Origin of the sequence: Candidatus Chordibacter forsetii, from assembly GCF_964187505.1 — a bacterium.
Taxonomy (GTDB): domain Bacteria; phylum Verrucomicrobiota; class Verrucomicrobiia; order Opitutales; family Seribacteraceae; genus Chordibacter; species Chordibacter forsetii.
Genome location: NZ_CAXLML010000072.1, coordinates 1 through 23,752 on the forward strand (window position 1 = coordinate 1; position 23,752 = coordinate 23,752).

The 23,752-nt window shown below is 43.7% G+C and carries 20 protein-coding genes and 2 tRNA genes; 11 read left to right on the top strand and 11 right to left on the bottom strand.

What is annotated here, in order from left to right; all coding sequences use genetic code 11:
- The 5 genes from menD to metH form a co-directional block, all read right to left on the bottom strand.
- The coding region (gene menD, locus ACKPQ4_RS03100; protein ID WP_407679749.1) for a 2-succinyl-5-enolpyruvyl-6-hydroxy-3-cyclohexene-1-carboxylic-acid synthase at window positions 1-1,151 on the bottom strand (1,151 nt) is incomplete at its 3' end.
- Window positions 1,152-2,585: an isochorismate synthase gene (locus tag ACKPQ4_RS03105; RefSeq protein WP_407679750.1), complete on the bottom strand. Its 1,434-nt coding sequence runs from the start codon at window positions 2,583-2,585 to the stop codon at window positions 1,152-1,154.
- The gene (gene yidD / locus ACKPQ4_RS03110) at window positions 2,582-2,923 is read right to left on the bottom strand and encodes a membrane protein insertion efficiency factor YidD (RefSeq protein ID WP_407679751.1); all 342 of its coding nucleotides are present in this window, start codon (window positions 2,921-2,923) and stop codon (window positions 2,582-2,584) included. The genes ACKPQ4_RS03105 and yidD overlap by 4 nt, the downstream gene beginning before the upstream one ends.
- Before the next feature lie 18 nt (window positions 2,924-2,941).
- A complete protein-coding gene (gene thrS / locus ACKPQ4_RS03115) occupies window positions 2,942-4,786 on the bottom strand; it encodes a threonine--tRNA ligase (RefSeq protein ID WP_407679752.1) in 1,845 nt (614 codons plus the stop codon).
- An 81-nt stretch (window positions 4,787-4,867) separates the two neighbouring features.
- Window positions 4,868-8,581: a methionine synthase gene (gene metH / locus ACKPQ4_RS03120; protein ID WP_407679753.1), complete on the bottom strand. Its 3,714-nt coding sequence runs from the start codon at window positions 8,579-8,581 to the stop codon at window positions 4,868-4,870.
- 131 nt (window positions 8,582-8,712) lie between these two features.
- Here metH and ACKPQ4_RS03125 point away from each other — a divergent pair.
- From ACKPQ4_RS03125 to ACKPQ4_RS03175, 11 genes are all read left to right on the top strand, one after another.
- Window positions 8,713-8,790, top strand: a tRNA-Pro gene (locus ACKPQ4_RS03125).
- A 42-nt stretch (window positions 8,791-8,832) separates the two neighbouring features.
- Window positions 8,833-10,719 carry a biosynthetic arginine decarboxylase gene (gene speA, locus ACKPQ4_RS03130; RefSeq protein ID WP_407679754.1) on the top strand — a complete coding sequence of 629 codons (1,887 nt, stop codon included), beginning with the start codon at window positions 8,833-8,835 and terminating at the stop codon, window positions 10,717-10,719.
- 13 nt (window positions 10,720-10,732) lie between these two features.
- A complete protein-coding gene (locus ACKPQ4_RS03135) occupies window positions 10,733-11,938 on the top strand; it encodes a saccharopine dehydrogenase family protein (RefSeq protein ID WP_407679755.1) in 1,206 nt (401 codons plus the stop codon).
- Window positions 11,938-13,113, top strand: coding sequence for a carboxynorspermidine decarboxylase (locus ACKPQ4_RS03140; RefSeq protein WP_407679756.1), 1,176 nt, complete (start codon window positions 11,938-11,940; stop codon window positions 13,111-13,113). The genes ACKPQ4_RS03135 and ACKPQ4_RS03140 overlap by 1 nt, the downstream gene beginning before the upstream one ends.
- Window positions 13,110-13,961 carry an agmatinase gene (gene speB, locus ACKPQ4_RS03145; protein ID WP_407679757.1) on the top strand — a complete coding sequence of 284 codons (852 nt, stop codon included), beginning with the start codon at window positions 13,110-13,112 and terminating at the stop codon, window positions 13,959-13,961. The genes ACKPQ4_RS03140 and speB overlap by 4 nt, the downstream gene beginning before the upstream one ends.
- 4 nt (window positions 13,962-13,965) lie before the next feature.
- Window positions 13,966-14,433 carry a cupin domain-containing protein gene (locus ACKPQ4_RS03150; protein WP_407679758.1) on the top strand — a complete coding sequence of 156 codons (468 nt, stop codon included), beginning with the start codon at window positions 13,966-13,968 and terminating at the stop codon, window positions 14,431-14,433.
- A gap of 42 nt (window positions 14,434-14,475) precedes the next feature.
- The gene (locus ACKPQ4_RS03155; protein ID WP_407679759.1) at window positions 14,476-15,048 is read left to right on the top strand and encodes a putative 2OG-Fe(II) oxygenase; all 573 of its coding nucleotides are present in this window, start codon (window positions 14,476-14,478) and stop codon (window positions 15,046-15,048) included.
- Between the two features lie 177 nt (window positions 15,049-15,225).
- Entirely contained in the window at window positions 15,226-17,022 is a 1,797-nt protein-coding gene (locus ACKPQ4_RS03160; protein ID WP_407679760.1) for a 2-oxoacid:acceptor oxidoreductase subunit alpha, read from the top strand.
- A 15-nt stretch (window positions 17,023-17,037) separates the two neighbouring features.
- Window positions 17,038-18,057 (top strand): 2-oxoacid:ferredoxin oxidoreductase subunit beta, encoded by a 1,020-nt coding sequence (locus ACKPQ4_RS03165; RefSeq protein ID WP_407679761.1) that lies wholly within the window; start codon window positions 17,038-17,040, stop codon window positions 18,055-18,057.
- 66 nt (window positions 18,058-18,123) lie between these two features.
- Window positions 18,124-18,297: a hypothetical protein gene (locus ACKPQ4_RS03170; RefSeq protein WP_407679762.1), complete on the top strand. Its 174-nt coding sequence runs from the start codon at window positions 18,124-18,126 to the stop codon at window positions 18,295-18,297.
- Window positions 18,298-18,301: 4 nt separating this feature from the next.
- Complete coding sequence (locus tag ACKPQ4_RS03175; RefSeq protein WP_407679763.1) at window positions 18,302-18,553, top strand: CDGSH iron-sulfur domain-containing protein; 252 nt, start codon at window positions 18,302-18,304, stop codon at window positions 18,551-18,553.
- 181 nt (window positions 18,554-18,734) lie between these two features.
- Here ACKPQ4_RS03175 and ACKPQ4_RS03180 read toward each other — a convergent pair whose 3' ends face one another.
- The 6 genes from ACKPQ4_RS03180 to aroC all read right to left on the bottom strand — a co-directional run.
- On the bottom strand, window positions 18,735-19,466 hold the full coding sequence (locus ACKPQ4_RS03180) for a hypothetical protein (RefSeq protein ID WP_407679764.1): 732 nt from the start codon (window positions 19,464-19,466) through the stop codon (window positions 18,735-18,737).
- A gap of 5 nt (window positions 19,467-19,471) precedes the next feature.
- Window positions 19,472-20,497, bottom strand: a complete 1,026-nt coding sequence (locus ACKPQ4_RS03185; protein WP_407679765.1) for a hypothetical protein — start codon at window positions 20,495-20,497, stop codon at window positions 19,472-19,474.
- 31 nt (window positions 20,498-20,528) lie between these two features.
- Window positions 20,529-22,148 carry a hypothetical protein gene (locus ACKPQ4_RS03190; RefSeq protein ID WP_407679766.1) on the bottom strand — a complete coding sequence of 540 codons (1,620 nt, stop codon included), beginning with the start codon at window positions 22,146-22,148 and terminating at the stop codon, window positions 20,529-20,531.
- A 51-nt stretch (window positions 22,149-22,199) separates the two neighbouring features.
- Window positions 22,200-22,286, bottom strand: a tRNA-Leu gene (locus ACKPQ4_RS03195).
- Between the two features lie 69 nt (window positions 22,287-22,355).
- Window positions 22,356-23,030: a hypothetical protein gene (locus ACKPQ4_RS03200; protein WP_407679767.1), complete on the bottom strand. Its 675-nt coding sequence runs from the start codon at window positions 23,028-23,030 to the stop codon at window positions 22,356-22,358.
- Window positions 23,031-23,034: 4 nt separating this feature from the next.
- Window positions 23,035-23,752 (bottom strand): chorismate synthase (gene aroC / locus ACKPQ4_RS03205; RefSeq protein ID WP_407679768.1); only part of this gene is annotated, 718 nt, incomplete at its 5' end.

Consider the following 23,752-nt stretch of genomic DNA (forward strand, 5'->3'; position numbering starts at 1 on the left):
TTTTCCGAAAGTAGGCGAGTAACTTTTGGTTCTTCAAAAAAGGAAAGATCTAAAAATTCCTTAGTGATATTTTTTTCCACTGTTGCATCCCCGGTTATCCATTTATCCAGCCAGTCCTTTTCGGCTGTGGGAAATTCAATGTCAGCTAGATCTTCAAATCTCATCGTGTGTTGCTCACCTCTACTACTGAGTGGGTCCACCTTTTGACCGCTTGGTTCGATGACCACTCGCTTTGCTCCGCTTTGATCCATCCATGCCCTAAGGGTTTTAGAGGTTGGTAAAGGACCAAGGACGAGAAACAGATCCGGGGTTGAGGAACCTGAGAATTCTGGGCAACGTAATAAATTTTCGTAGCGTAAGATGCGGGCGGGATGTTCGTTTTCCCTTAGAGGGCTCAAGGAATCGCAAAGAATTGGAAGAGTGGTAAAGCTCTGAAGTGCATTCAGCGGGCAATTCATACCTGCTATGATAATTGGACGAACACTGTTTCGAATTGAGGCTGAAACATTACCGGCAAAGTTTTTGGGATGATCAGCCGTTCGGGGTGAAGCCTCTGTTTTGACCAAAGGTGCAATTTTACTTGGAACTTCCTTGGTGGGCCAAAGAGGTTCGCAAAAAGGAAAGTTAAGATGCACCGGTCCGGGTGATTGACCGGTGGCCTCGGAGTATGCCTTAGCTAAGATTGCTTGGAGATTTTTAATGTCATCTTGCTCGGATCTAGGAACAGGGAGGGAATGAAAGAAACGAACGAAAGACCCAAAAAGGTTGATTTGATTAATGGTCTGACCAGCCCCACATTCCTGGAGTTCAGGCGGTCGGTCTGCTGAGAGCAGTAGCAAGGGAATCCCGGAATAACTGGCCTCGGTTACGGCTGGATACCAGTTGGCTGGAGCCGATCCAGATGTGCAGACCAAAGCTACTGGCACCTGAGTTCTTCGGGCATGGCCAAGTGCAAGAAAGGCAGCGGTTCGTTCGTCAAGTACAGGAAGGCAGGAAAGCCTGGCTTCTCTTTCACAACTTACCACAAGGGGAGTGGACCTGGATCCGGGAGAAAAAAATACTTGTTCCACGCCCAAGTCAGCCAGCCCTTGGGCTGTTGCTCGTCCCCAAAGAAAGTTGGCCCGGGCAGTTTGCTCGGATGTATCGATCATCTATACCGGAAGGTTAGGGCTTCCAGTGATGACTTCAAGCATGGCTTGTAATTTCCAATCTGTTTCATTCTTTTCCTGCTCCGGAATTGATCCTTCAACAATTCCCGCTCCAGCATAAAGGGTGAGAGAATCTTGGAGTATGCGTCCACACCGAATGGGCACAATGAATTCAGACCTACCACGAGCATCCATCCAGCCTGCAACTCCGGAATACCATCCCCGGGGGCTTCCTTCAATCTCAGCCAACTTGGCAAGAGCGGATGGACGGGGCGAGCCCCCCATAGCAGGAGTAGGGTGTAGGGCTTCAAGAACTTCAAAAGGATGGAGTCCATCGGGAATGATGCCTTCTACTGGTGTGCGGACATGTTGGAGGTTCGTCAGTCGTAAGAGGCGGGGGAGTCCTTGTTTTAAATGGGTTGTCCCAACAGAAGAAAGACGGCGACGGATGCTGTCTATGACAAGTTGGTGTTCAAGGACCTCCTTTTCCCGGGCAAGTAGGGTTTCTCCCCAGTGAGCATCTTTCCCTGCTGATGGACCGCGTGGAGCCGATCCAGCCAAAGCTTCGGTTTTGAGTAAATTTCCTCGAAGGCGGACTAAGGTTTCGGGGCTAGCTCCGACCCAAACTCCTTGATCGGGTGCGGAAAGAGAAAAGGTGTGGCAGTCCGGGAAGCGGTCACGTAAGGCATGGACGATCGAGAAGGGAGAAAGTTTGGAAGTAAGTTCAAAAGTTAATTGTCGAGCGAGAACGATTTTGGAAACCTTGCCGGATTTAATTTCCTTAAGTGCTTGGCTTACACCTTCCAGGTAATTGAAATTTTCTTTGGAAGCTCCAAGACTAGTGCGATTTGCAACTGGTTGCTGGAATTGATCGAATTTTAATCCGACCATTGCATCTAATCGTTGGCTTAATTGTTTTTGTAATAGTTGAGGGTCCGAATGGGGGTGGATTTCTGTGTTTAGGACCACAAAGTGTTTACCTCCTTGATTCACGACCTGCCAGCCAGGTAGAAAGACTTGGAGAGAGGGAAGTCCAGAAGGATTTTGGCCAGCCTCAAAAGAAGCGTTTAAAAAAAGTGTGGGGCCCGTGCCTGCAATAGGTGCATCTCCCGCCCGTTCCACGGTTGATAAAAGTGAATCTGCCCACTTTTTGGCATATTGGAAACGGTTTTCCCCATGAAACTGCTCACAGGCAATATAATCTCCACAGGCGATTGAAAATTCATCTGTTGATTTCTCGAAATAAGCGTGGGGAGAGTTTGGTTGGTTTAGAGATTCGAGAAGAGCTAAGGGGTCGGAAAACGAAGTCTTGTATGAAATCGATGAAAATACAGACCGATTGATGCTGCGTGCTTTGAGAACCAAGCTGTGTAAATAAGGACTTAGATCGTCCGTCTGAGTGCAATGTGCTGGTCCCGTCTGTTGCAGTGCGATCATGAAGGTGGTAGGCTCTCTTCCGTAGATTCTGGAAATACAGGATCGTATCCTCCTGGATGCAAAGGGTTACAACGGAAAATTCTTGAAAGAGAACGAAAAACTGCAAGATGCAAAGGCAGGGAACGAAAGCACTCGAGCGCGTATTCAGAACAAGTCGGATGAAAACGGCAGCACGCGTATGGACCTAGAATAAGCTGTTTAACAGGAGAAAATAAACGATAGGCATGTATCACGATCAAAAAGGGCAGGGTGATAAATCGATTGATGATTGATGATTGGAACAAGGAGCCCATCTTTATTTTTCTATCGATTGTTTGCCGGTCGGACAAATTTCTCATGCCCATAATAATCAGTGTTTAGTTGGTGGAAGTGCGCGTTTTTGGAAGAGACTTAGAGCTAATCTCTGAGGTGATTAAGGTTACGATTTCATCCATCATGAGCGGGCCATCAAAATCAGGATTGCTTCGTGAGCGCAACGATACCTTGCCTTCTTCAGCCTCCCTCTTCCCCAAAATTAACATGTGTGGAATCTTGTCAGTTTCCGCTTTTCGGATTTTTGCACCCAATTTTGCAGACTGGCCATCTATGCTTGCTCTGACTCCCTTTGCTTTAAGTTTTTCAAGACAGGATTCGGCATAAGGGATTAGGTCGTCATTCATTGGAAGAAGACGTACTTGTTCTGGTGCGAGCCAAGTTGGGAAATTTCCACCAAAATGTTCGATTAATACACCGCAAAATCGTTCCATTGATCCAAACGGAGCTCGATGGATCATAACTGGGCGATGATTTTGATTGTCTTTACCCACATAGGAAAGATCGAATCGGTCGGGTAAATTGTAGTCCACCTGAACGGTGCCAAGTTGCCATTCTCGCCCAATGACATCTTTGACTACGAAATCGATCTTGGGTCCGTAAAAAGCTGCCTCTCCGAGCTCTTCCTCATAATCCACACCCAAAGTCTTGACTGCTTGTCGAAGTGCGGTTTCCGCCTTATCCCATGCTTCGGGGGCACCGACATACTTGTCAGATTCGGGATCCCGCAGGCTTACCCGCACCCGGTAGTCATTCATGCCGAGGGTAGAAAATACCAATTTGACCAAGCTTAAACAGCCTTGGATTTCATCCTGTAATTGATCTTCTCGAATAAATAAATGAGCGTCATCCTGAGTGAATCCACGCACACGAGTCATACCGTTTAATTCTCCAGATTGTTCCCAACGGTATACCGTTCCAAATTCTGCAAGGCGTACGGGTAAATCGCGATAGGAATGCTGTTCCGATTTGAAGATACGAATGTGCATCGGACAATTCATCGGCTTGAGCAGGTACCCGTCAATTTCTCCTTTTTCCAACTTATTGGAGAGCTCTGAACAGGTACATCCCTCCTCAGCTAATTCTTCGAGGCATTCTCGATGTATAATTGGAGGATATTGAGAATCCTGATAGTAGGGAAAGTGACCAGATGTTCGGTAGAGGTCAAGTTTTCCAATATGTGGAGTGTAGACTTGGGAGTAGCCTTGAAGATTAAGTTGCTCGGTTATGAAGCCCTCTAATTCCTGACGAATAATCGCACCGTTTGGTTTCCAAAGTACTAATCCTTGCCCGACTTGTTCGTCGATATGAAAAAGTCCAAGGTCTTTACCCACTACCCGGTGATCCCGGAGTTTGGCTTCTTCGATGCGTTGAAGGTACTGGGAAAGTTCATCTTTGCTTGCAAAGGCAGTACCGTAAATTCTTTGAAGTTGTTTTTGAGAAGAGTCTCCACGGTGGTAAGAACCGGCAATGTTTAGCAATTTGAAAGCCTTGATTTTTTTGGTGTAAGAAACATGGCTACCCGCACAAAGATCTAGAAATTCACCGTTGCGGTAAAATGAAATAGTTTCGCCGGCGGGTATGTCATCCAATCGCCCTAACTTATACGTGGGTTGTCCCATTTCTTTAATCATAGAAACCGCTTCCTCGCGGCTCACTTCCAACCGTTCAAAGCGTTGGTTTTCTTTGATTACCTTTTTCATCTCATCCTCGATCTCCAGAAGGATTTCGGGAGTAAACGGGACCTCGGAGTCAAAGTCGTAATAAAAGCCTGAATCAGTGGGCGGTCCGATATCCAACTGGGTATCGGGGTACAACCGAAGTACCGCAGTGGCAAGTACGTGAGCGGCGGAATGGCGGATTTCCTCGACGGGAGACATTTCCTTCATAGCGCAGAATTTATACTTTTTCCTAGGCAGCCCTGCAATGCCAAAGGGCGAACCCCTATAGATCAAGGGAGAGTTTATACTTTAGGCGTCGAATCCGAGATTGGGGCGTAACCATTTTACCGCTTGTTCAAAGGTCCAACCTTTGCGTTCCGCGTAGTCCTCCACTTGGTCTCTTCCTAAGCTTCCAACATTAAAATATTTAGCCTCTGGGTGAGAAAAATAGAGGCCAGATACAGAGCAGCCAGGATACATGGCCCGAGATTCGGTAAGTTCAAGACCGATGTGCTTTTCTACATCTAAGAGATCCCAAATTAAATCCTTTTCCGTGTGATCAGGTTGGCAGGGATAACCAGCGGCCGGACGGATTCCACGGTACTTTTCCGCAATTAATTCCTTGTTAGAAAGGCCTTCGGTTTTCCCAAAACCCCAAAGGTCCCGAACTGTTTTGTGTGCATATTCAGCCGTGGCCTCAGCGAAACGATCTCCAAGTGATTTAATGAGAATAGATGTGTAATCGTCATTATCCTCTTTGTATTTTTCGGCCATTTGATCAACCTCGTCTCCAGCACTTACTGCAAAAGCTCCGAGGTAATCCATGCGCTTCGAATCCTTGGGGGCTACAAAGTCCGAAAGGCAGAATTGTGATTGATTGGGCAAGACTTGTTGTCGACGAACAAACCTGAAAGCTCCTAAGGATTTTTTCTTGGACAAATCCGTGAATAATTCCACATCATCTTTCAATGAATGAGCAGGCCATATTCCCACCATTGCCTGGCAGGTAAATCTTTTATTCCCGATGATATCCTCCAGTAGTTCCTGGGCATGGTCATATAATTTCCGTGCTTCTTCACCGGTATTTTTTTTGTCGAAGATTTGAGGATAAGTACCTTTCAATTCCCAAGCCCAGAAAAACGGAGACCAGTCAAAAAACTCTAAAACCTCCTCTAAGTTAGGAGTTAGGTGGTGAGTGCCTAGATTATCTGCCAAAGGTTCGGAGATTTCCTGTTTTTCCCAGTCAAAAGACAATCCTTTGGAACGAGCTTCATCCAGTTTGAGAAGCGGACGTTCGCCCTGGGCTTCATGCTGTTCGCGCATTCGGGTCTGTTCGGTCTCTAATGCTTCGATGTAAGCCTTTGACTTTTTAGGGTGCAAAACATCGTTGCATACATTCACCACCAGGGATGCGTCGGGAACTTGTATAACCGGTGCTGAATAATGCTGAGTGATCTTGATCGCAGTGTGAGCACGGCTGGTTGTTGCACCACCAATTAGCAAGGGGATTTTTAATCCAAGCCTTTCCATTTCTTTAGCATTGTGGATCATTTCATCGAGTGATGGAGTAATTAGACCACTCAATCCAAGAACATCAGCACCATGTTCAGCAACTGAATCGAGTATCTTGTCGCAGGAAACCATCACTCCTAAATCAATCACATCCCAATTGTTGCAGGCGAGAACCACCCCAACGATATTTTTGCCAATGTCGTGAACATCTCCTTTAACCGTAGCAATAACCATAGTTCCACGCTTTTTGGATTCGGAACCGTCCTTTTCATCTTCCATGAAGGGCTCGAGGTAAGCTACCGCTTTTTTCATGACCCTCGCACTTTTAACAACTTGAGGAAGGAACATCTTTCCATCTCCAAAGAGGTCGCCCACTACTTTCATCCCATCCATTAAAGGGCCTTCGATCACATCTAAAGGGCGCCCCAATTCTTGACGGGCTTCTTCAGCATCCACTTCGGCATAATCGCCAATGCCTTTGACTAAAGAATAAGTTAATCGTTCTGAAACTGGTTTTTCACGCCAGGATAGGTCGGGACCTTCGGATTTTCGGTTTTCATTTAAATCCTTGATGCGCTCTGCATGTTCTAATAATTCCTCTCCTGCTCCGGCTGATTTGTTTAAAACCACCGCTTCGACACGATCGCGCAATTCCGGTTCAATTTCATCGTAGACTGCAAGCATGCCCGCATTGACTATCCCCATATCTAAGCCAGCTTGGCAGCTGTGGTAGAGAAAGCAGGCATGCATGGCTTCGCGAACATGATTGTTTCCACGAAAGGAAAAAGAAACATTACTAATTCCCCCGCTGGTACGGGCATGTGGGCAACGTTTCTTAATTTCTCGCAATGCTTCTATGAAATCGATCCCATAGGTATTGTGTTCATCCATGCCTGTTGCCAATGTGAGAACATTGGGATCAAATATAATATCCCATGCGGGAAACCCAACCCCATTAACTAAGATTTTGTAAGCCCTTTCGCAAATGCGTACCTTTTCATCAAGGGTTGCAGCCTGTCCTTTTTCATCGAAGGCCATAACCACGACCGCAGCACCATAGCGCATGGCCAGACGGGCGTGTTTCTTGAAGGTGTCTTCACCTTCTTTAAGGCTAATTGAGTTGATGATGCACTTTCCTTGGATGACTTTAAGTCCAGCCTCAATTACCGACCATTTCGAACTGTCAATCATGATGGGAACCCGGGAAATATCGGGCTCAGAAACAACGAGATTCAAAAATTTTGTCATGCATTTCTCCCCATCAAGCAAAGCAGCGTCAAAATTTACATCTATAATATTTGCTCCATTCTCCACCTGTTGCTTAGCAACTTTAAGGGCGGAATCATAATCTCCAGCTTCGATTAATTTTCGAAACTTTGGTGAACCGGTAACATTCGTTCGTTCGCCAACCATGATCAGCGATTTAGATTGTCCCTTTATCTGAAAAGGCTCCAAGCCGCTTAGTCGCATTGCGGGCTCAACTTGGGCAAGGTTTCTGGGAGCGGCTTCAGCCATTTTTTCGGCGATTGCATGAATGTGGTCGGGAGTAGTACCACAGCATCCCCCCGCCATATTTAACAACCCTTCATCTGCAAAGGTAAAGAGGGAGCCAGCAGTGTCAGCCGGTTTTTCGTCATAACCAGTTGGGGCCAATGGATTAGGTAGTCCCGCATTGGGGTAACAATGTACAAAACAATCTGCGTTTTGTGAAAGTGCTTGCAGGTAGGGTCGCATTGCGTCGGCGCCCAATGCACAATTTAATCCTACTCCCAAAGGCCTGGCATGAGCGATGGAGTTCCAACATGCTTCTGTGGTTTGACCAGACAGAGTACGCCCAGATGCGTCGGTTATAGTAATAGAAAGAATGACCGGTAGCCTTTTGCCACTTGAATCGAAGAAATGTTCCAAAGCGAAAATGGCTGCTTTTAGGTTGAGAGTGTCAAAGGTAGTTTCAGGCATTAGCACATCGACCCCGCCTTCAACAAGGGCGACGATCTGAGCGTGGTATGCTTCTACAAGTTGATCAAAAGTCACATTGCGAAGGGCTGGATCATTCACATCTGGTGAAAGTGAACCTGTCCGATTGGTTGGTCCGATAGCACCTGCAACAAAACGTGGACGGGAGGGGTCTAAAAGCATCGCTTCATCTGCAGCCTCTCGGGCAAGGCGGGCAGATGCTACATTTAAATCATGCACCACATCTTCTAAGTGGTAGTCTGCCATAGCAATGCTTGTGGCACTAAAAGTATTGGTCTCCACAAGATCGCTCCCCGCCGCGAAATAAGACTGGTGGATGTTTCGAATGACATCGGGACGAGTTAGGCTAAGCAAATCGTTATTACCCTTCAATTCACTTTCGTGTTCCTTAAATAATTCTCCTCGGAAATCGACTTCTTCCAGTTTTTCCTGCTGAATCATGGTACCCATTGCTCCATCGAGAATAAGAATGCGTTTGCTGAGCAAGTCCCTGAGGTCTTGTTCTTGGGGTCGGGTGCTGGAGAAGTCTTTCATAAACGTATCATCATATCATGATGCGTTGATGCGTTTTGCCAACATTATTTCTACTCCAAACAATTTGAATGAATAGAAGGATTGGTTTTGCCAAGTGAGAAAAAATAGTTCATTTTAAATTTTTTTTGATACGGGACGTAGCGTAGTCTGGTTAGCGCGCCTGCTTTGGGAGCAGGAGGCCGAGAGTTCGAATCTCTCCGTCCCGACCATTTTTCCTTTTCTAAACCAACAAGGCTTATGGCACTTTTTTAATGGAAAACGACGCATATGGAATTTCCCGTTGGGGAGATGGATTAATTGGTGTACTAACAAATGGGAATGTTTGCCTGCACGATCCTTTAAGTACAGATGCAAGCCCGGTTGACTTAGCAGAAGTGATCCAAAAACTTGAACGCCGAGGCATTCAAACTCCCGTTCTTCTTCGTGTTTCCAATTTTTTGGAACATCGTATTCGGGCCATTAATGAGGGGTTTAGGAAAGCAATCGAACAAGTGAGTTATCAAGGTGATTACCGTGGGGTATTTCCTATCAAGGTTAATCAGCAGGCTCATGTTGTGGAAAGAGTCTCAGAATATGGAGAAGAGTTTTATTTTGGTTTAGAAGTAGGTTCAAAGGCAGAATTGCTGATTGCACTATCTCAAAACATTCATCCTCAAGGCTTGATTATTTGTAACGGATATAAGGACTCGGAATTTATCCGCCTAGCCCTTTTATCAACCAAGTTGGGAATGCGTACCGTGATTGTCATGGAAAGTGTGCGCGAATTGAGGCTGATTATTGAAGTTTCTAAAAAGCTAGGTATTCCACCAACTTTGGGTGTCCGGGTTAAACTGGCAAATGTCGTAAGTGGCAATTGGGCGGCAACTAGCGGAGACCGTTCGTCCTTTGGACTTTCCATTGCCCAAGTTATGGAAGTCGTAGAAACTCTGCGAAAAGAAGATCTTCTTGATTGTTTGGTTTTGCAACATTCTCACCTAGGGAGTCAGGTTCCTAACATGGTTGAAATCCGCAAGTTCGCACAGGAAGCCAGCCGGCTATTTATCGAGATTGCTAAGCTTGGAGCTAATCTTAAATTTCTAGATTTGGGAGGGGGATTGGGCGTTGATTACACAGGGGAGAATTCCTCTAGTGCCAACTCCATTAATTACTCTTTGGAAGAGTATTGTTACAGTTTAGTAGAGACAGTTTGTTTTGAAATGAATGATGCGGGAGTTTCCCATCCTTGTATTGTGACCGAAAGCGGTCGAGCATGTGTTGCCCAATCTTCCATGCTAATTTTTAGCGTCCTAGAGAGCACCAGTTATGAAAGAGACGAAATTATTTTAGCGGAAAAAGACGATCACCCTCTTTTGAGATCGTTGATTGAAATTTCCGATTCACTAGAACGTGAAAGCCTCTTGGAATCATTAAACGAAGCGACTTATTACCGAGATGAATTGCGTGCCTTGTTCCGCAGGGGGCGTTTGTCCTTGCCCGTATTGGCACGAGCAGAAAGAGCTCACCAAAAAACTCTGGGCCAAATTCGTAAGATGATGGATGACTTGGATGAAATGGAGTGGAGTGATGAATTAAATCTTCGGGTACAAGGAATGGCAGACATTTATCATTGCAACTTTTCCCTTTTCCAAAGCTTGCCCGATGTTTGGGCAATTGACCAATTGCATCCAATTATACCTATTACTCGATTGCATGAAAAACCCGACCGTAATGCTGTTCTTTGTGATGTGACTTGTGATAGCGATGGTCGGATAGATCGTTTTGTGGTGGCAGACGGCGTGGCGGACTGCCTTCCTCTTCACAGCCTCAACGAGGATGAGGAGTATTACTTAGGTGCATTTTTTGTCGGTGCCTATCAGGAGACCCTGGGGGACTTGCATAATCTTTTTGGGGATACCAATGTAGTCACGATTCGACTTGAGAATTCCGGAGACTTTGAAATTTTAGATGAAGTCGAGGGCGACACGGTCGCCCAAGTGCTAAGCTATGTTGAGTATGAGCCCAAGCGGTTGCTCGAACGTTTTAAGGCTAGGGCCGAGGACGCGGTAAAAGAACACGGTGCAACTTTGGACGAATTGAAGGAGTTGGTATCCACCTATCGTGAAAGTTTACAAGGATATACATATTACGAATCAGATTGAGAAAGAAAAAAGAATGTCAAAAGTATTAGTTATAGGAGCGGGAGGAGTCGGTTCTGTAGCCGTTCATAAGATGGCTCAATTACCTGAGGTTTTTTCTTCGATTACATTGGCGAGTCGGCGAGAATCTTCATGCTTGAAAATTGCCAAATCTGTAAAGGAAAGATTGGGGGTACAGATTAAGACCGCCGAGGTAGATGCCGATGAAGTGGATCAGACAGTTAGGCTGTTAGATAAGGTGAAACCCGACCTTTTGGTTAACCTCGCCCTGCCTTACCAGGATCTTGCCCTAATGGACGCATGCTTAAAGGCAGGTGTTTCTTACCTTGATACGGCAAATTATGAACCTCGGGATGAAGCAAAATTTGAATACCGTTGGCAATGGGAATACCAAAACCGTTTCGTGGAGGCAGGATTAATGGCATTGCTTGGATCCGGTTTTGATCCTGGAGTCACCAATGTGTTTACCGCTTGGTTGATCAAGCATCACTTTGATCGGGTGGATACACTCGACATTCTTGATTGCAATGGTGGAGATCATGGTCATCCATTTGCGACCAATTTTAATCCTGAAATCAATATTCGTGAAGTCACTGCTCCAGCCCGTCATTGGGAAAACGGAGACTGGTCGGAAACACCTGCCCTTTTTCAGAAGCAATCATTTTCCTTTCCAGAAGTGGGTGATCGAAACATGTATTTAATGTATCATGAAGAACTCGAGTCTTTGGTTAAACATTTCCCACAGATTAAAAGAGCGAGGTTTTGGATGACCTTTGGGGATGCTTATTTACAGCACCTCGAGGTTTTGCAGAATGTCGGACTTACCTCAATTGAACCGATTTATTATGAGGGGAAGGAAATTATACCTCTGCAATTTCTCAAGGCTGTGCTTCCTGATCCTGGCGGTTTGGGCGAGCACACTAAGGGCAAGACATGCATTGGCAATATCGTGACGGGAGAAAAAAATGGAAATTTTTCAACCAAGTATTTATTCAATGTTTGCGATCATGAAGAATGCTACAAAGAGGTGGGCAGTCAGGCTGTGAGTTACACAACTGGCGTACCCGCAATGATTGGAGCGGCTCTTATGGTCCAGGGCATTTGGAAGGGCAGGGGAGTTTTTAATATGGAACAACTCGACCCCGATCCATTTATGGATATGTTGAACACCCACGGATTGCCCTGGAAGCTACGCAACCTAGAAACTCCGCTTGCTTTCTAATGTTGCCCACCCAAAGCTCGGGTCCGGGAGCTTTCGCTCGTTTTGATCTATCGCGGGTGCCTTCGCCCTCTTTTGTGGTAGATGAGGAAAAAATTCGGTCAAACCTTAAAATACTGACTGAGATTGGAAAGCTTTCAGGTGCAAAAGTTCTTCTTGCCCTTAAATCTTTCTCGATGTGGTCGCTTGCCAGTCTAATTGAAGAATACTTGGATGGATGTTGTGCTTCCGGTTTGTGGGAGGCAAGGTTAGCCAGGGAAAAAGCATTTACAGGCATAAAAAAACAGAAAATTCTATCCACCTTTTGCCCAGCCCTTCGATCAACTGAATTAGAAGAAATTTGCGAGCTTTCCGATCACCTAGTTTTTAATCACCCTAAGGCTTCGGGAGTTGAGTATGCTGCATCTCATCAAGTGTCCTTGGGTTTGCGGATTAATCCTGAAATATCACTGGGACTTGATCCCAAATACGATCCTTGTGCCAAGCAATCAAGGCTTGGCTGGCCAATTAGCAAACTTAGCGAGTCAGATCTTAGCCCCTTTGAAGGCTTGCATTTTCATACTCTTTGCGAGCAGAACTTTGCACCTCTTCTTCAAACTTGGAAAAAAATCGAGAATGCATTGGGCAGTACTTTGAAAAAATTCTCATGGATCAATCTTGGGGGTGGTCACCATTGCACTCGTTCGGATTATGACCAGGATGGATTGATCGAATTGATCGATGAAATTTCTCAAAAGTATGATTGTCAGGTCTACCTGGAGCCTGGGGAAGCCGTTACCTTGGATGCGGGTATTCTTGTCGGGGAGGTAATTGACTTGATGAATTCCAATGCCATGCACGCTTTGCTTGATCTTAGTGCAACCTGTCATGCACCGGATGTCATTGAGGCTCCATATCGTCCTGCACTATTAGGGGATATTGAGGATGGACAGCACCCATACTTATTGGGCGGAGCGAGTTGTTTGACTGCCGATAGTTTTGGTGAGTACAGGATGAATAATCCATTACGGATTGGGGATCGTGTGGCTTTCTTGGATCAAGCTCATTATACCATGGTAAAAACCAACACTTTTAACGGAGTGAAACTACCTGCCATTGCAATTTGGAACTCCCAAACTGATAATCTATCGATGGTTCGAGAGTTTGAATATGAAGAATTTGTGAATCGTCTATCATGAAGGAAATTAAAAGTTTGCAGTTTTTAGGCTCCGAGTTGCAAGAGCACGAGAACTTGCAGGCTTCTGCAAAGTTTCAAATCGTTCCCTGTCCAATGGAAAAAACCGTTTCCTATGGATCGGGTACTTGCCTTGGTCCCAATGCAATCCTTCATGCCAGTCAGGAACTTGAGAGATCTTCTCCTTGTGAGTCTGGTTTTTTTACCCAACCGCCGATTGATTGTTCTGTTGATCATGAAACTTGCTTGCTTGAACTTAAGGAGCGAAGTGCACGGATTGTTATTGAAAATCATTTCCCGGTTATTCTGGGAGGAGAGCATTCTCTTACATGGGCAGCAGTTAAGGGAGTTTCCGAAGCAATTGGCCAAAAAATTGGTGTCGTTCAGATTGATGCACATGCCGACCTTCGGGACAGCTACCAAGGTATGGTACATTCACACGCTAGTGTCATGAACCTCCTTGTTCAAGATGGGCATCGCCTCGCCTCAATTGGAGTTCGGGCTATTTGCGAGGAGGAAAAAAAGATTCGTGAAAAATATTCTGTATTTTTTCAAGATGCCGGGGAATTGGTGCGAGGCAATGTATCTTCCATGGAGTTACCGTCTGATTTTCCTGAACTTGTTTACCTAAGTTTTGATTTAGATGGATTAGATCCCTCAGTTATGCTGGCGGTGGGTACTCCCGTGCCAGGTGGACTAAGTTACTACCAATCGATCGATTTAGTGAAGTCTGCACTCAAGGGCAGAACCTGTGTGGGGATGGACTTGGTTGAACTTTCTCCAAAGCCGACAGATATAGTATCCCCTTTTACTGCAGCATCCCTCCTGCAAGAATTACTCGCATTGGTTTAGTTTTTTGATCCATTCAGTAGAATATATAATCAAAGCTTTATCCCTTTCTCCTCATCCAGAAGGTGGTTACTTTCGCCGTACATTTGAGTCTAGTCATTCTACCCATTCCTCCGAGTTTTCCAGGCCCTTGGGCACATCTATTTATTACTCGTTGAAAAGGGAGAGGTTTCCTCGCTTGCACTCCCTCGATGCCGATGAAACTTGGTACTTTCATCAAGGTGCTACACTCGATTTGCATATTTTTGATCGAAATCAATACCATAATGTTAAACTTGTCATGTTTGCGTCTGGTGCAGAATGCTCGCTCCAATTTACGGTTCCTGTTGGAACCATTTTGGGGGCAATTCTCAATAGACAGTCAAAGGATACCTATTCCTTCGTTAGTTGTTCGGTCTGTCCTGGTTTCAAGGAGGAGGGTTTTTTCTGGCTGGACATAGCAGAACTTCGAAGGAAATTTAAAGCACATCAATAGTTGCTTGGAAAATTGTCTAAACCTGTGGAATATTAGTCGAGTATGCAAAAAATATTTTCTTGGGGCGGTGGAAAAATAATCGAGATCGAACTCCCTGGATTTGAGGATTGGGTGCCGGAATTGTTCGAACAGTTCGAAAAATCCCGTTCTACGGCAAAAAAATCTCACAAGATTGGTGGAAGGTGGGAAAATTTATACATCGACATTGATGAAGTACCCGCTGCCCGAAACCCTATTCGTATGGGCAGAGATTTCGGGTTGGAAATATTAGAAGTTTCAAGTGTGGTTCTTTTCGAACCTTTACGGGGGTGTGATCATGCTTATCCCCCTTTCTGGTTTAACTTGGCAGAACCTGGAGAATCCACAGGTTTGCATGACCATGCCCTCAATTCTAAGTTGTGTGGAGTATTTTATCTCGCTGCTGAAAATGATTCAGGGAATTTATTTTTTCATAAGGAAGGAGAAGTTGATTTGGAAATCATGCCAAAGGTTGGAAAACTCGTTCTTTTCGAACCCTGGATGCGTCATGGGGTCCGCGAAAATCGTTCGAACATTACTCGCCTTTCGATGGCCTTCAACTTATTTCCCTTTCCTTTACCTATTGAGAATTTGTAATTTTTACATCAATTTATATTAAAGTTACCAATTGTATCCTTTTTTTTCTCGAATTTCGTTGTACACATTACTTTACAACCTCATAAAATGAGTCGTTTTTTACACAAGTTTCACTCCACCTATAGCAATTAATGACACAAGCAACCCGATTCTTTTGAAGAAATCGAATCCGCAGTCGTGCGTTTCGCCGGAGATTCCGGCGATGGAATGCAGACTATCGGGGAACGCTTTACCGACTCGAGCGCCTTTGCTGGCAATGACATTGCCACACTGCCTGACTTCCCTGCGGAAATTCGAGCTCCTGCAGGCACCATTGCAGGTGTATCTGGCTATCAATTACAATTTGGTAGTCATTCTATACTCACACCTGGTGATGAGCCTGATGCGTTGGTGGCCATGAACCCAGCTGCACTCAAGTCAAATATAAGCGATTTGCCCGAGGGGGGAATGTTAGTGGTAAATGTGGACTCATTCAAAAAAATGAACCTCAAAAAGGCAGGTTATGAGTCCAACCCATTAGAGGACGAAGAGTTTCGCAAAAAGTACCAATTAATAGAATTGGACCTGACCACTTTGACAAAGGAGGCTCTTTCCGAAAGTCCCTTAAAACCATCAGATAAAGCTCGCTGTAAAAATTTCTTTGCCCTTGGTTTTATGTGCTATGTCTACGGACGGCCACTTGATCCAACATTGAAGTTTTTTGATCAAAAGTGGGGAAAACGGCTACCCGAAGTTGCAGATGCTAATTCAACAGCCCTAAAGGCTGGACACAACTTGGGTGATACTATGGAAACCGCTCGGAATCGCTACCAGTTGGCGAAGGCAGTAGTAAACCCTGGTGTTTATCGAAAAATTTCTGGAAATGAAGCTTTGGTTTATGGGCTAGTTGCGGGTGCTCAGAGCGCCAATCGTGAACTGCTCTATTCTGGATATCCCATTACCCCAGCATCCCCAGTTTTGGAAGGCCTATCTGCTCTAAAAAAATTCGGCATTAAGACCGTACAGGCTGAGGATGAGATTGCGGCTATGGGTGTGGCCATTGGTGCAAGTTTTGCTGGAGATTTGTCCGTTGTGGCAACTAGCGGTCCAGGAATGTGTTTGAAAAGTGAATTCATTGGTCTTGCCAGCATTACCGAATTACCCGTTATTATCTGTAATGTTCAAAGAGGTGGTCCGAGTACTGGTTTGCCTACCAAGACCGAGCAAAGCGATCTTTTGCAAAGTTTGTTTTCTCGCCATGGGGATTGCCCATTACCTGTGATTGCAGCTCATTCTCCATCTGATTGTTTTGAATGTTCGATCGAGGCTTGCCGAATTGCACTTACCTATTGCACTCCTGTTATTTACCTCAGCGATTTATATGTAGCAAATGGAGCTGAGCCTTGGCTTGTTCCCAATGCCGCCGATCTTCCTGCGATAGAGGCAAAGTTTGCTGATCCGGACGAAGAATACATTTCTTACAAAAGAAATCCTGATACCCTTGCACGTACTCAAGCCATACCCGGTCAACCTGGATTGGAACATCGTATTGGTGGACTTGAGAAGTCTGAAGATGGAGGGGTCAATTATGATCCAGAAAACCATGAACAGATGACCCATCTGCGTGCGGAAAAAGTTGAACGGATTGCAGACACTATACCTCCTACCCAACTTCATGGTGAAGCGGAAGGGGATTTGTTGGTCATCGGTTGGGGCGGTACTTATGGTGCAATTACATCCGCTGCCCAGGCGATGCAGGCCGAAGGTTTCTCTATTTCATCATTGCATTTACGCCATCTCAATCCATTACCCAAGGATTTGGGAGAAATTATTAAAAGATTCAAGAAAGTGATTGTTCCTGAATTAAACCTTGGGCAACTTAGTTTAGTATTGAGGGCTAAATATTTAGTCGATGCTATCCCTTTGACTAAGGTTCAGGGAAAACCCTTTAAGGTTTCTGAGCTTCGTGATTCTTTCCACAAGGAATTGTCCTAACCAGCAAATATTTAAATGAGCACAACGAATACGGAAGAAGGCAGCCTTACTAAAAAGGATTTTGTTACTGAAAATGATGTCCGCTGGTGTCCGGGATGCGGAGACTATGCTATCCTTAACGCAGTTCAAAGAACTTTGCCCGAACTTGGTGTGCCCAAGGAAAAGTTTGTCGTGGTCAGTGGAATCGGATGTTCCAGTCGCTTTCCTTATTACATGAATACCTACGGATTTCATACCATTCATGGTCGTGCACCTACCGTGGCAACCGGTGTGAAATCTGCAAACCCTGACCTTTCCGTGTGGATGGTTACTGGAGATGGAGATGGACTTTCGATCGGGGGGAATCATTTAATGCATTTACTCCGCCGAAACCTCGATATTAATGTTTTGCTGTTCAATAATCGAATTTATGGACTGACTAAGGGTCAGTACAGCCCAACTTCAGAAGTTGGAAAAAAGACAAAGAGTACACCAGTTGGGTCACTAGATTATCCAATCAATCCCTTATTATTTGCTTTGGGAAGCGAGGCCACTTTTATCGCCCGTACTTCCGATACTGACCAAAAACATATGGTCGAAACCTTCAAAGCTGCCCAAGCCCACAAAGGTACATCCTTTATTGAAATTTTTCAAAATTGTGTAATTTTTAATAATAATGCTTTTGATACTGTTACTGGTAGAGCAGTTCGCAGTGAACAGGCATTAATGCTTGAAGAAGGTAAACCATTACGCTTCGGTGAGAACAAAGGCATTCGACTCAATGGATTTGATCCTGAAATTGTTGAATTGAAAGATGGAGATGATGAATCAGATCTTTTAGTTCATCACTCCAAGACCAACAATCCGGCTTATGCCTCTATTCTTGCTCAAATGGCTTACCCTGCCTTTCCTACGCCCTTTGGTATACTTCGTCAAATAGAAGGCAGGGAAACCTATGAAGATGCCCTTCACTCGCAAATTAAGGCATCTCAAGCAAAAGGGGAGGGCAACCTTCAAGAATTATTAACTGGCAAGAATTCCTGGGTTGTTGAGTAATGAATTCCTACTTTTGAAGGAACCATGTTTGATCAAATTTACACCCTGTAATATCCAATTACTATTATGAGTTCACACGATTTTATTGATGATCCGAAAATTGGGCATACCAAGTTGCGTATGCCTGTAATCTTTGTACCCGTTGTTATGTTTGGCGTTCTACTTCTTGGGATTATTGCCACAAAGATATATGTCGATGCGGTTCTTTACTCCGACCATGGAGAAGAGGGTCAGGAGTAATAGAATGGGCGACGAAAAACCAGTGGTGGCATCCCGCATGCCAGCTGTTATTAAATTAGAGGCAGGTGAATACTGGTGGTGTTCATGTGGGAAATCTTCCAAGCAACCTTTCTGTGACGGTTCTCACAAAGGAACTAGTTTTACTCCCCAAAAAGTTGAAATTTCTGAATCCCAAAATACTGCATTTTGTAACTGTAAACATTCTGGAAATGGCCCCTTCTGTGATGGTGCCCATTCGTCACTTCCTAAAGATTAGAAAACGACTTATAGCATTTCGACAGTTAAATCACATATGCTGTCAATTTTTTACACTGAATATCTCAAAGACCATTTAAGTTAAAATTTTATTTTACGAAATATTCCCAATTAGGAAGAAAGTACAAATGATTTATTGTAGTATAGTCTGTGTGGTGGGCACGAAATTTGTAAAACCGAGATTATTCGACTTTTTCCCCAAATGACCAAATTTGCAAATTAGTTTCTGAAGTCGCATCACCAATTAAAGCGTTATATTTGCCTTTTAACTTTAATTCTTGGATGTAAATTGCGAGCCCAATTTTTTTAAAAGTGGGCAAGGGGGAAGGAAAAGAATTAATAAGGCGACTAGATTTTAGCATCAGCATAATGTCTATATCATAGGCATCTCCGAAATAACTAGGGTTTCCGAGACAAAGGAGCATTCTTCCACCAACAATTTTTTTCGAACCACCTTTTTGAGTTTCAATATAGCCTTTACCTTCAAGAGGAATAAATTTAAATCCACCATTCTTGGTTGCTTCAATAATAATTGTACCATGTCCGTAAAAAGTGGCATTTGATTCTCTGGTAGAAAACTTAATATGGTTATCATTTGAGTTACAAAATAACAAACTACCTGAATCTAGATAAAAGTCTGTGTTAGAATTCCATTTACCCATTGTTTCGCAACCAAGTCTCCAATAAACACCATTTACATTAGATTCTACCCTACCATTTGATCCAGTTGCAATCAATAGGTCTGGAGTTAACGTTGTATTTACATCTATTGGAAAAGGATCGAACTTATCTTTAATCGACAAGTCAACGGCATCAACAATACCAACTTTGAAAGTTACACTGGGAGTTTCACCGTATAAAAAAAATGCCGCTGTGAAAAAAGCGGCATTGTAGAGTAATAAAGTGTGAAACAATTTTTTTAAAAACTTGCTGTAATTCCTAAACCTGCACCTATATCAAACTTTTTAAAGTCGTAAAGGGTGCTGTATGAATCTTGAGCTTCATCTGTGCCAGAAGATGTACGCCTAGCATAATTTGAAAAGATAGAAAGATCAAACGATTCAGTAATTGGGTAATCAACATCCAAACTTATGCTCTGCAATACATCGCTGCGATCAAAATTAAATCCATTGTCATATTTTCGGTATGAAACAGAATATGAGGGAGTTATTTTGAAGTTATCTAAATTGTAAATGATAGAGTAGCGTAAGGTAGCATCAATGTGATCTAACTCATCAGCAGTGTGAGAAGAACTCGTAGAACCATCAGCATCTTCTACATCGCCTAAATGAGTACCAGCGGATAAGTCTAGAACACCGAGTAAATATTCATTTATAGTGTGGGCTTTTGTAGCACCTATACTTGGATAAAACTCTTTGTACTCTTCTGTATCTGTTTCAGCACTACGGTCATTCGAATACATAACTCCTGCTCGGAATGCCCAACCACTTTGGTGTTGAAGTAAAAAGAGTAGATATGCTGTTGTTGTATTATGATTTAGAACTCCAAGGTCAGGTATTGCTTCATCCGCATTTTGGTGAGTGTAATCAGTCATTGTCCACGCACCACCTAAGAATGGTGTTAGTACAAAGGTGTCCAAGTCGTAAACACCAAGCTTAGCACGACTGTTAAAGGAATTTTCCCAAACTAAGTCAGCTTGTTGATCAAGTATTCCAGGAGCACCAAGAGGATTTTGTTTGTATGAAACTCTTGTATTGTATCCGAAGTCTAGTGATAGTCCTGATTTTGTAAGTATCAGTGGTCTTTGTGCACCTGTGTCAGATGAAATTACATTAGAACTGTCGTTCACTTTATTTTTTATCGATTCTTCAACTGGAGAAGGTAAAGATCTATCAGTAGAATCGATTCGGTTAGAGTTTATCTGCCCTACAAGTAGTGATGAAGCCGATACAAAAAGGGAGAGGTATGAAAATTTATAGATCATTTTCTTTGTTTGATTAAGATTTATTCTAAAGCTATTGTTTTCGTACTTTTATGAATGGTGTTCCATTTGGGAGTGCAGCATTTGAATTTATGTGACCGTCCACACCTGAAAAATCAGATCTAATCAGGTCATTGCTGCCGATTCCTAAGTGTTTTACTTTATGAAAGTTTACTCCACCAGATACAATATCAGTTGCCGATTCTGAAATGTGTAAGGAACCCAATTGACTTCTAAGCATTACATCAGCAGTTGATGGAAACACTGTATTTTTTAGGTGAATGGTTCTAGATTCCATGTATATGTCGTCCACACGACCAGCAAAAGCTAGATTGTTTGCATCGATTAAATCGTTCGCATAAATGTATACATTGTCAGGGTCTGAAGTAAGCGAGTTTGCCGTTCCTACAGAAAATTTTGCAGTAGAAATATTTATAGTTCCTAAGGAACCAAGGGCTAAGTTTCCACCAGTTTTGATTTCTGTGTTAACTAAATGCATGCTATCTTCACCCGTGTCTCCCGATCCAATCGCAAGGTTTGATCCGGTGTACTCGATATTACTACCATCTATCATGATATCGTCTGCAGCACCAAGTACAAGTGCATGGTCTTCAGCATTATTTTGATTAGTAAATGTAATATCTCCGGCAGATTTAATATCTTTAGCAGCACCTATGATTAAAACTTTACGATCACTTTTTGTCTCTGCTTCTTTTAATCTTGAATAAACATCAACTTCGCTTTCATCAGTATTTGCAGCACCTAAAGTGAATGTAGAAGCTCCAACCAATTGAACTTGATTAAGTTGTACATCAAGGCTTTTTAATGAGGCGTCTTCTTCACTGAAAGTCCTCCCGCCTGTAAGTGTCGAAAGAAATGAGAGGTAATCAGTGGATGAACCAAGGGATCGAGATAATTCGGATTCGTCGGAATAACCGCTGTAGGCACTACCTAAAACCTCAGTTGCTAGATTTTCACCATTTGAGCCGAGTGCACCGTAGGCAGAAAGTAGCCGAATGAAAGCTAAATTGTGGCCACTACTTAAAGTGTTAAGTGTTATAGGAGTCGGAAGTGAAGTAGTCAAGGACTTGTCGGTCAATAGAGTGGTGGCCAAAGTCAAAGCACTCTCAAATTGCTCGGTGCGTTGATAATCAGTTCCGTAAATACCTAATGTAGTGGATAAAGCGTCACTTATAAGTAAATTTGGTAGAGCGTATGTGTCTGCATGTTGCTCCTTTGCAGCCTCTAAAGCCTCTGCTGTAGACTTCCCCTCATGTTGTGGGTCTCTAAGGAATTCACCATAAATTACAGCATCTTCTAATGTGTGGTCTTTTACAAGAAGATCGTGGTGTTCCTGGAACTCTTTAATCGTACCACCTTCTTTCAGTGTTTTCTTGTAGAGCTCATGGAATCCATCAAGTCCACTCCCTGAGTTATGTGATAAACTTTTTATGTCTGAATGTGAAAGTCCAAGTTTATGAATAGCAATATGCAATGTTCTGAGCTTATGGTTTGCTTGAGCTGCTTTGGGGGCACCCTTGCTAGGTGCTGCAACAGACCCGGTTGAAGATGCTGCTGCTGCGTCTTCTTGAGAGTACAATGTGAATTGTAACAAGCAAACTGTCAGGGTGAAGAATATGGGATTTAATTTCATAGTAAGAAGATTTTTTAGAGTAATTTTAAATTGTATCAAGCATATTTATCTTGGTGCCGAGGGCGAGATTTGAACTCGCACATCTTTGCAGATACTAGATTCTGAGTCTAGCGCGTCTACCAATTCCGCCACCCCGGCTAATTAAATTTTAAAGTATATTGAGGGATTTCCTTGGTCGAGATTAAAGAATCTGTGTTTTGGGATTATTTAAGATTTCTTAAAAACTAGAGGTATCGTATGTTTACGATGTCCTGATGGAAGGCGGACGAGGTAGCGGTCCATTTCCGGTTGGTCTTCAGTTTCTAATAGTTCAGGAGAATCGAAAATATGACTGATGCGTCGTGGAAAGGATTCCAGGATTCTGGCCCATGGATTGTTTTTCTTTCCCAGCACAATCGATTCCATGGGGTACCGCAGGGTTGAATACCTATCCTGATATGATTTAATTAAAGCTGCATTTTTATTGTTTCTTTCAGTAAAAAGCATGGCGTCAGCAAAGTGAGCAGATGCATCAATCCATTCCTGGAAATCAGTGGGAGGGGATAACAGGGTCGGGGAATAGATAAAAAAAAGAACTTTACCGATTGAAAGATCGCTATTTTTTTCTAAAACAAGACTGATTTCCTCAAGCTGGTCTGCCAAATTAAGATTGTTCGATATAAAAAGGAAGCATTCGTTCAGGTTTTCCGATTCAATGGTGGGGAAAATCATCTTCGGTCTATCCGTTAACCATTTCCACATTAAACCATTTTCAGGTTCTATGATTGACTCAGGTGGGAATATGAATCTCGGAGTGGGTGAATCATCTTCGGTTGCATCTCTTAGAATTTGAAAGGCAGTTGCTCCCGGAGTTTCAATAACTAGGTGAATCGTTGTGCTCACTAGGTTATGAAAAGTCGAAAGATTGGCATTGGGCAGTGTGTAGCATCCGATGGTCAATTAAAACCAAGGAGGTCATTGCCTCGACAATAGGTACAGCACGGGGAAGAACGCAGGGGTCATGACGACCGCGCCCCATCAACTCGGTTTCATTCCCTTGGGAATCGACGGTTTTTTGTTTTTGTAAAACAGTAGCAGTTGGTTTGAAGGCAATACGAAAATATAGCTCTTCTCCATTGCTTATTCCTCCTTGTACTCCTCCGGATCGATTTGAGGAGGTACTAACTTTACCATCTTTCGATTCATAAAGGTCGTTGTGTTCGGAACCTTTTAAATAGGTACCGTCAAATCCGCTGCCAACTTCAAATCCTTTGGTGGCGGGTAGGCTAAGCATAGCTTTCGCTAAATCGGCCTCCAAACGATCAAAGACTGGAGCACCCCAACCCACTGGAAGTCCTGTTACCCGACAAAGGATTGATCCTCCTACAGAATCACCGGCTTTTTTGGCTTCGAGTATGCGGTTTTCCATGAGCTTGGCAGTTTCGGAGTGAGGACATCGGGTAGGGGTTGACTCCACCTGTTCGAGTGTGGGCAATTCCTCGATTGATGGCGCCTCTATATCATGAATTCTTTCAACATAGGCTCGGATATTAATATGATCGTAAGAAAGAATTTTTTTAGCCACGGCTCCAGCCGCCACTCTAGCAATAGTCTCGCGCGCAGAT

Coding starts and splice junctions, on each gene's coding strand:
- ACKPQ4_RS03105 (WP_407679750.1), bottom strand. CDS start 2,585: ATGATCGCACTGCAACAGACGGGACCAGCACATTGCACTCAGACGGAC.
- yidD (WP_407679751.1), bottom strand. CDS start 2,923: ATGAGAAATTTGTCCGACCGGCAAACAATCGATAGAAAAATAAAGATG.
- thrS (WP_407679752.1), bottom strand. CDS start 4,786: ATGAAGGAAATGTCTCCCGTCGAGGAAATCCGCCATTCCGCCGCTCAC.
- metH (WP_407679753.1), bottom strand. CDS start 8,581: ATGAAAGACTTCTCCAGCACCCGACCCCAAGAACAAGACCTCAGGGAC.
- speA (WP_407679754.1), top strand. CDS start 8,833: ATGGAAAACGACGCATATGGAATTTCCCGTTGGGGAGATGGATTAATT.
- ACKPQ4_RS03135 (WP_407679755.1), top strand. CDS start 10,733: ATGTCAAAAGTATTAGTTATAGGAGCGGGAGGAGTCGGTTCTGTAGCC.
- ACKPQ4_RS03140 (WP_407679756.1), top strand. CDS start 11,938: ATGTTGCCCACCCAAAGCTCGGGTCCGGGAGCTTTCGCTCGTTTTGAT.
- speB (WP_407679757.1), top strand. CDS start 13,110: ATGAAGGAAATTAAAAGTTTGCAGTTTTTAGGCTCCGAGTTGCAAGAG.
- ACKPQ4_RS03155 (WP_407679759.1), top strand. CDS start 14,476: ATGCAAAAAATATTTTCTTGGGGCGGTGGAAAAATAATCGAGATCGAA.
- ACKPQ4_RS03165 (WP_407679761.1), top strand. CDS start 17,038: ATGAGCACAACGAATACGGAAGAAGGCAGCCTTACTAAAAAGGATTTT.
- ACKPQ4_RS03170 (WP_407679762.1), top strand. CDS start 18,124: ATGAGTTCACACGATTTTATTGATGATCCGAAAATTGGGCATACCAAG.
- ACKPQ4_RS03175 (WP_407679763.1), top strand. CDS start 18,302: ATGGGCGACGAAAAACCAGTGGTGGCATCCCGCATGCCAGCTGTTATT.
- ACKPQ4_RS03185 (WP_407679765.1), bottom strand. CDS start 20,497: ATGATCTATAAATTTTCATACCTCTCCCTTTTTGTATCGGCTTCATCA.
- ACKPQ4_RS03190 (WP_407679766.1), bottom strand. CDS start 22,148: ATGAAATTAAATCCCATATTCTTCACCCTGACAGTTTGCTTGTTACAA.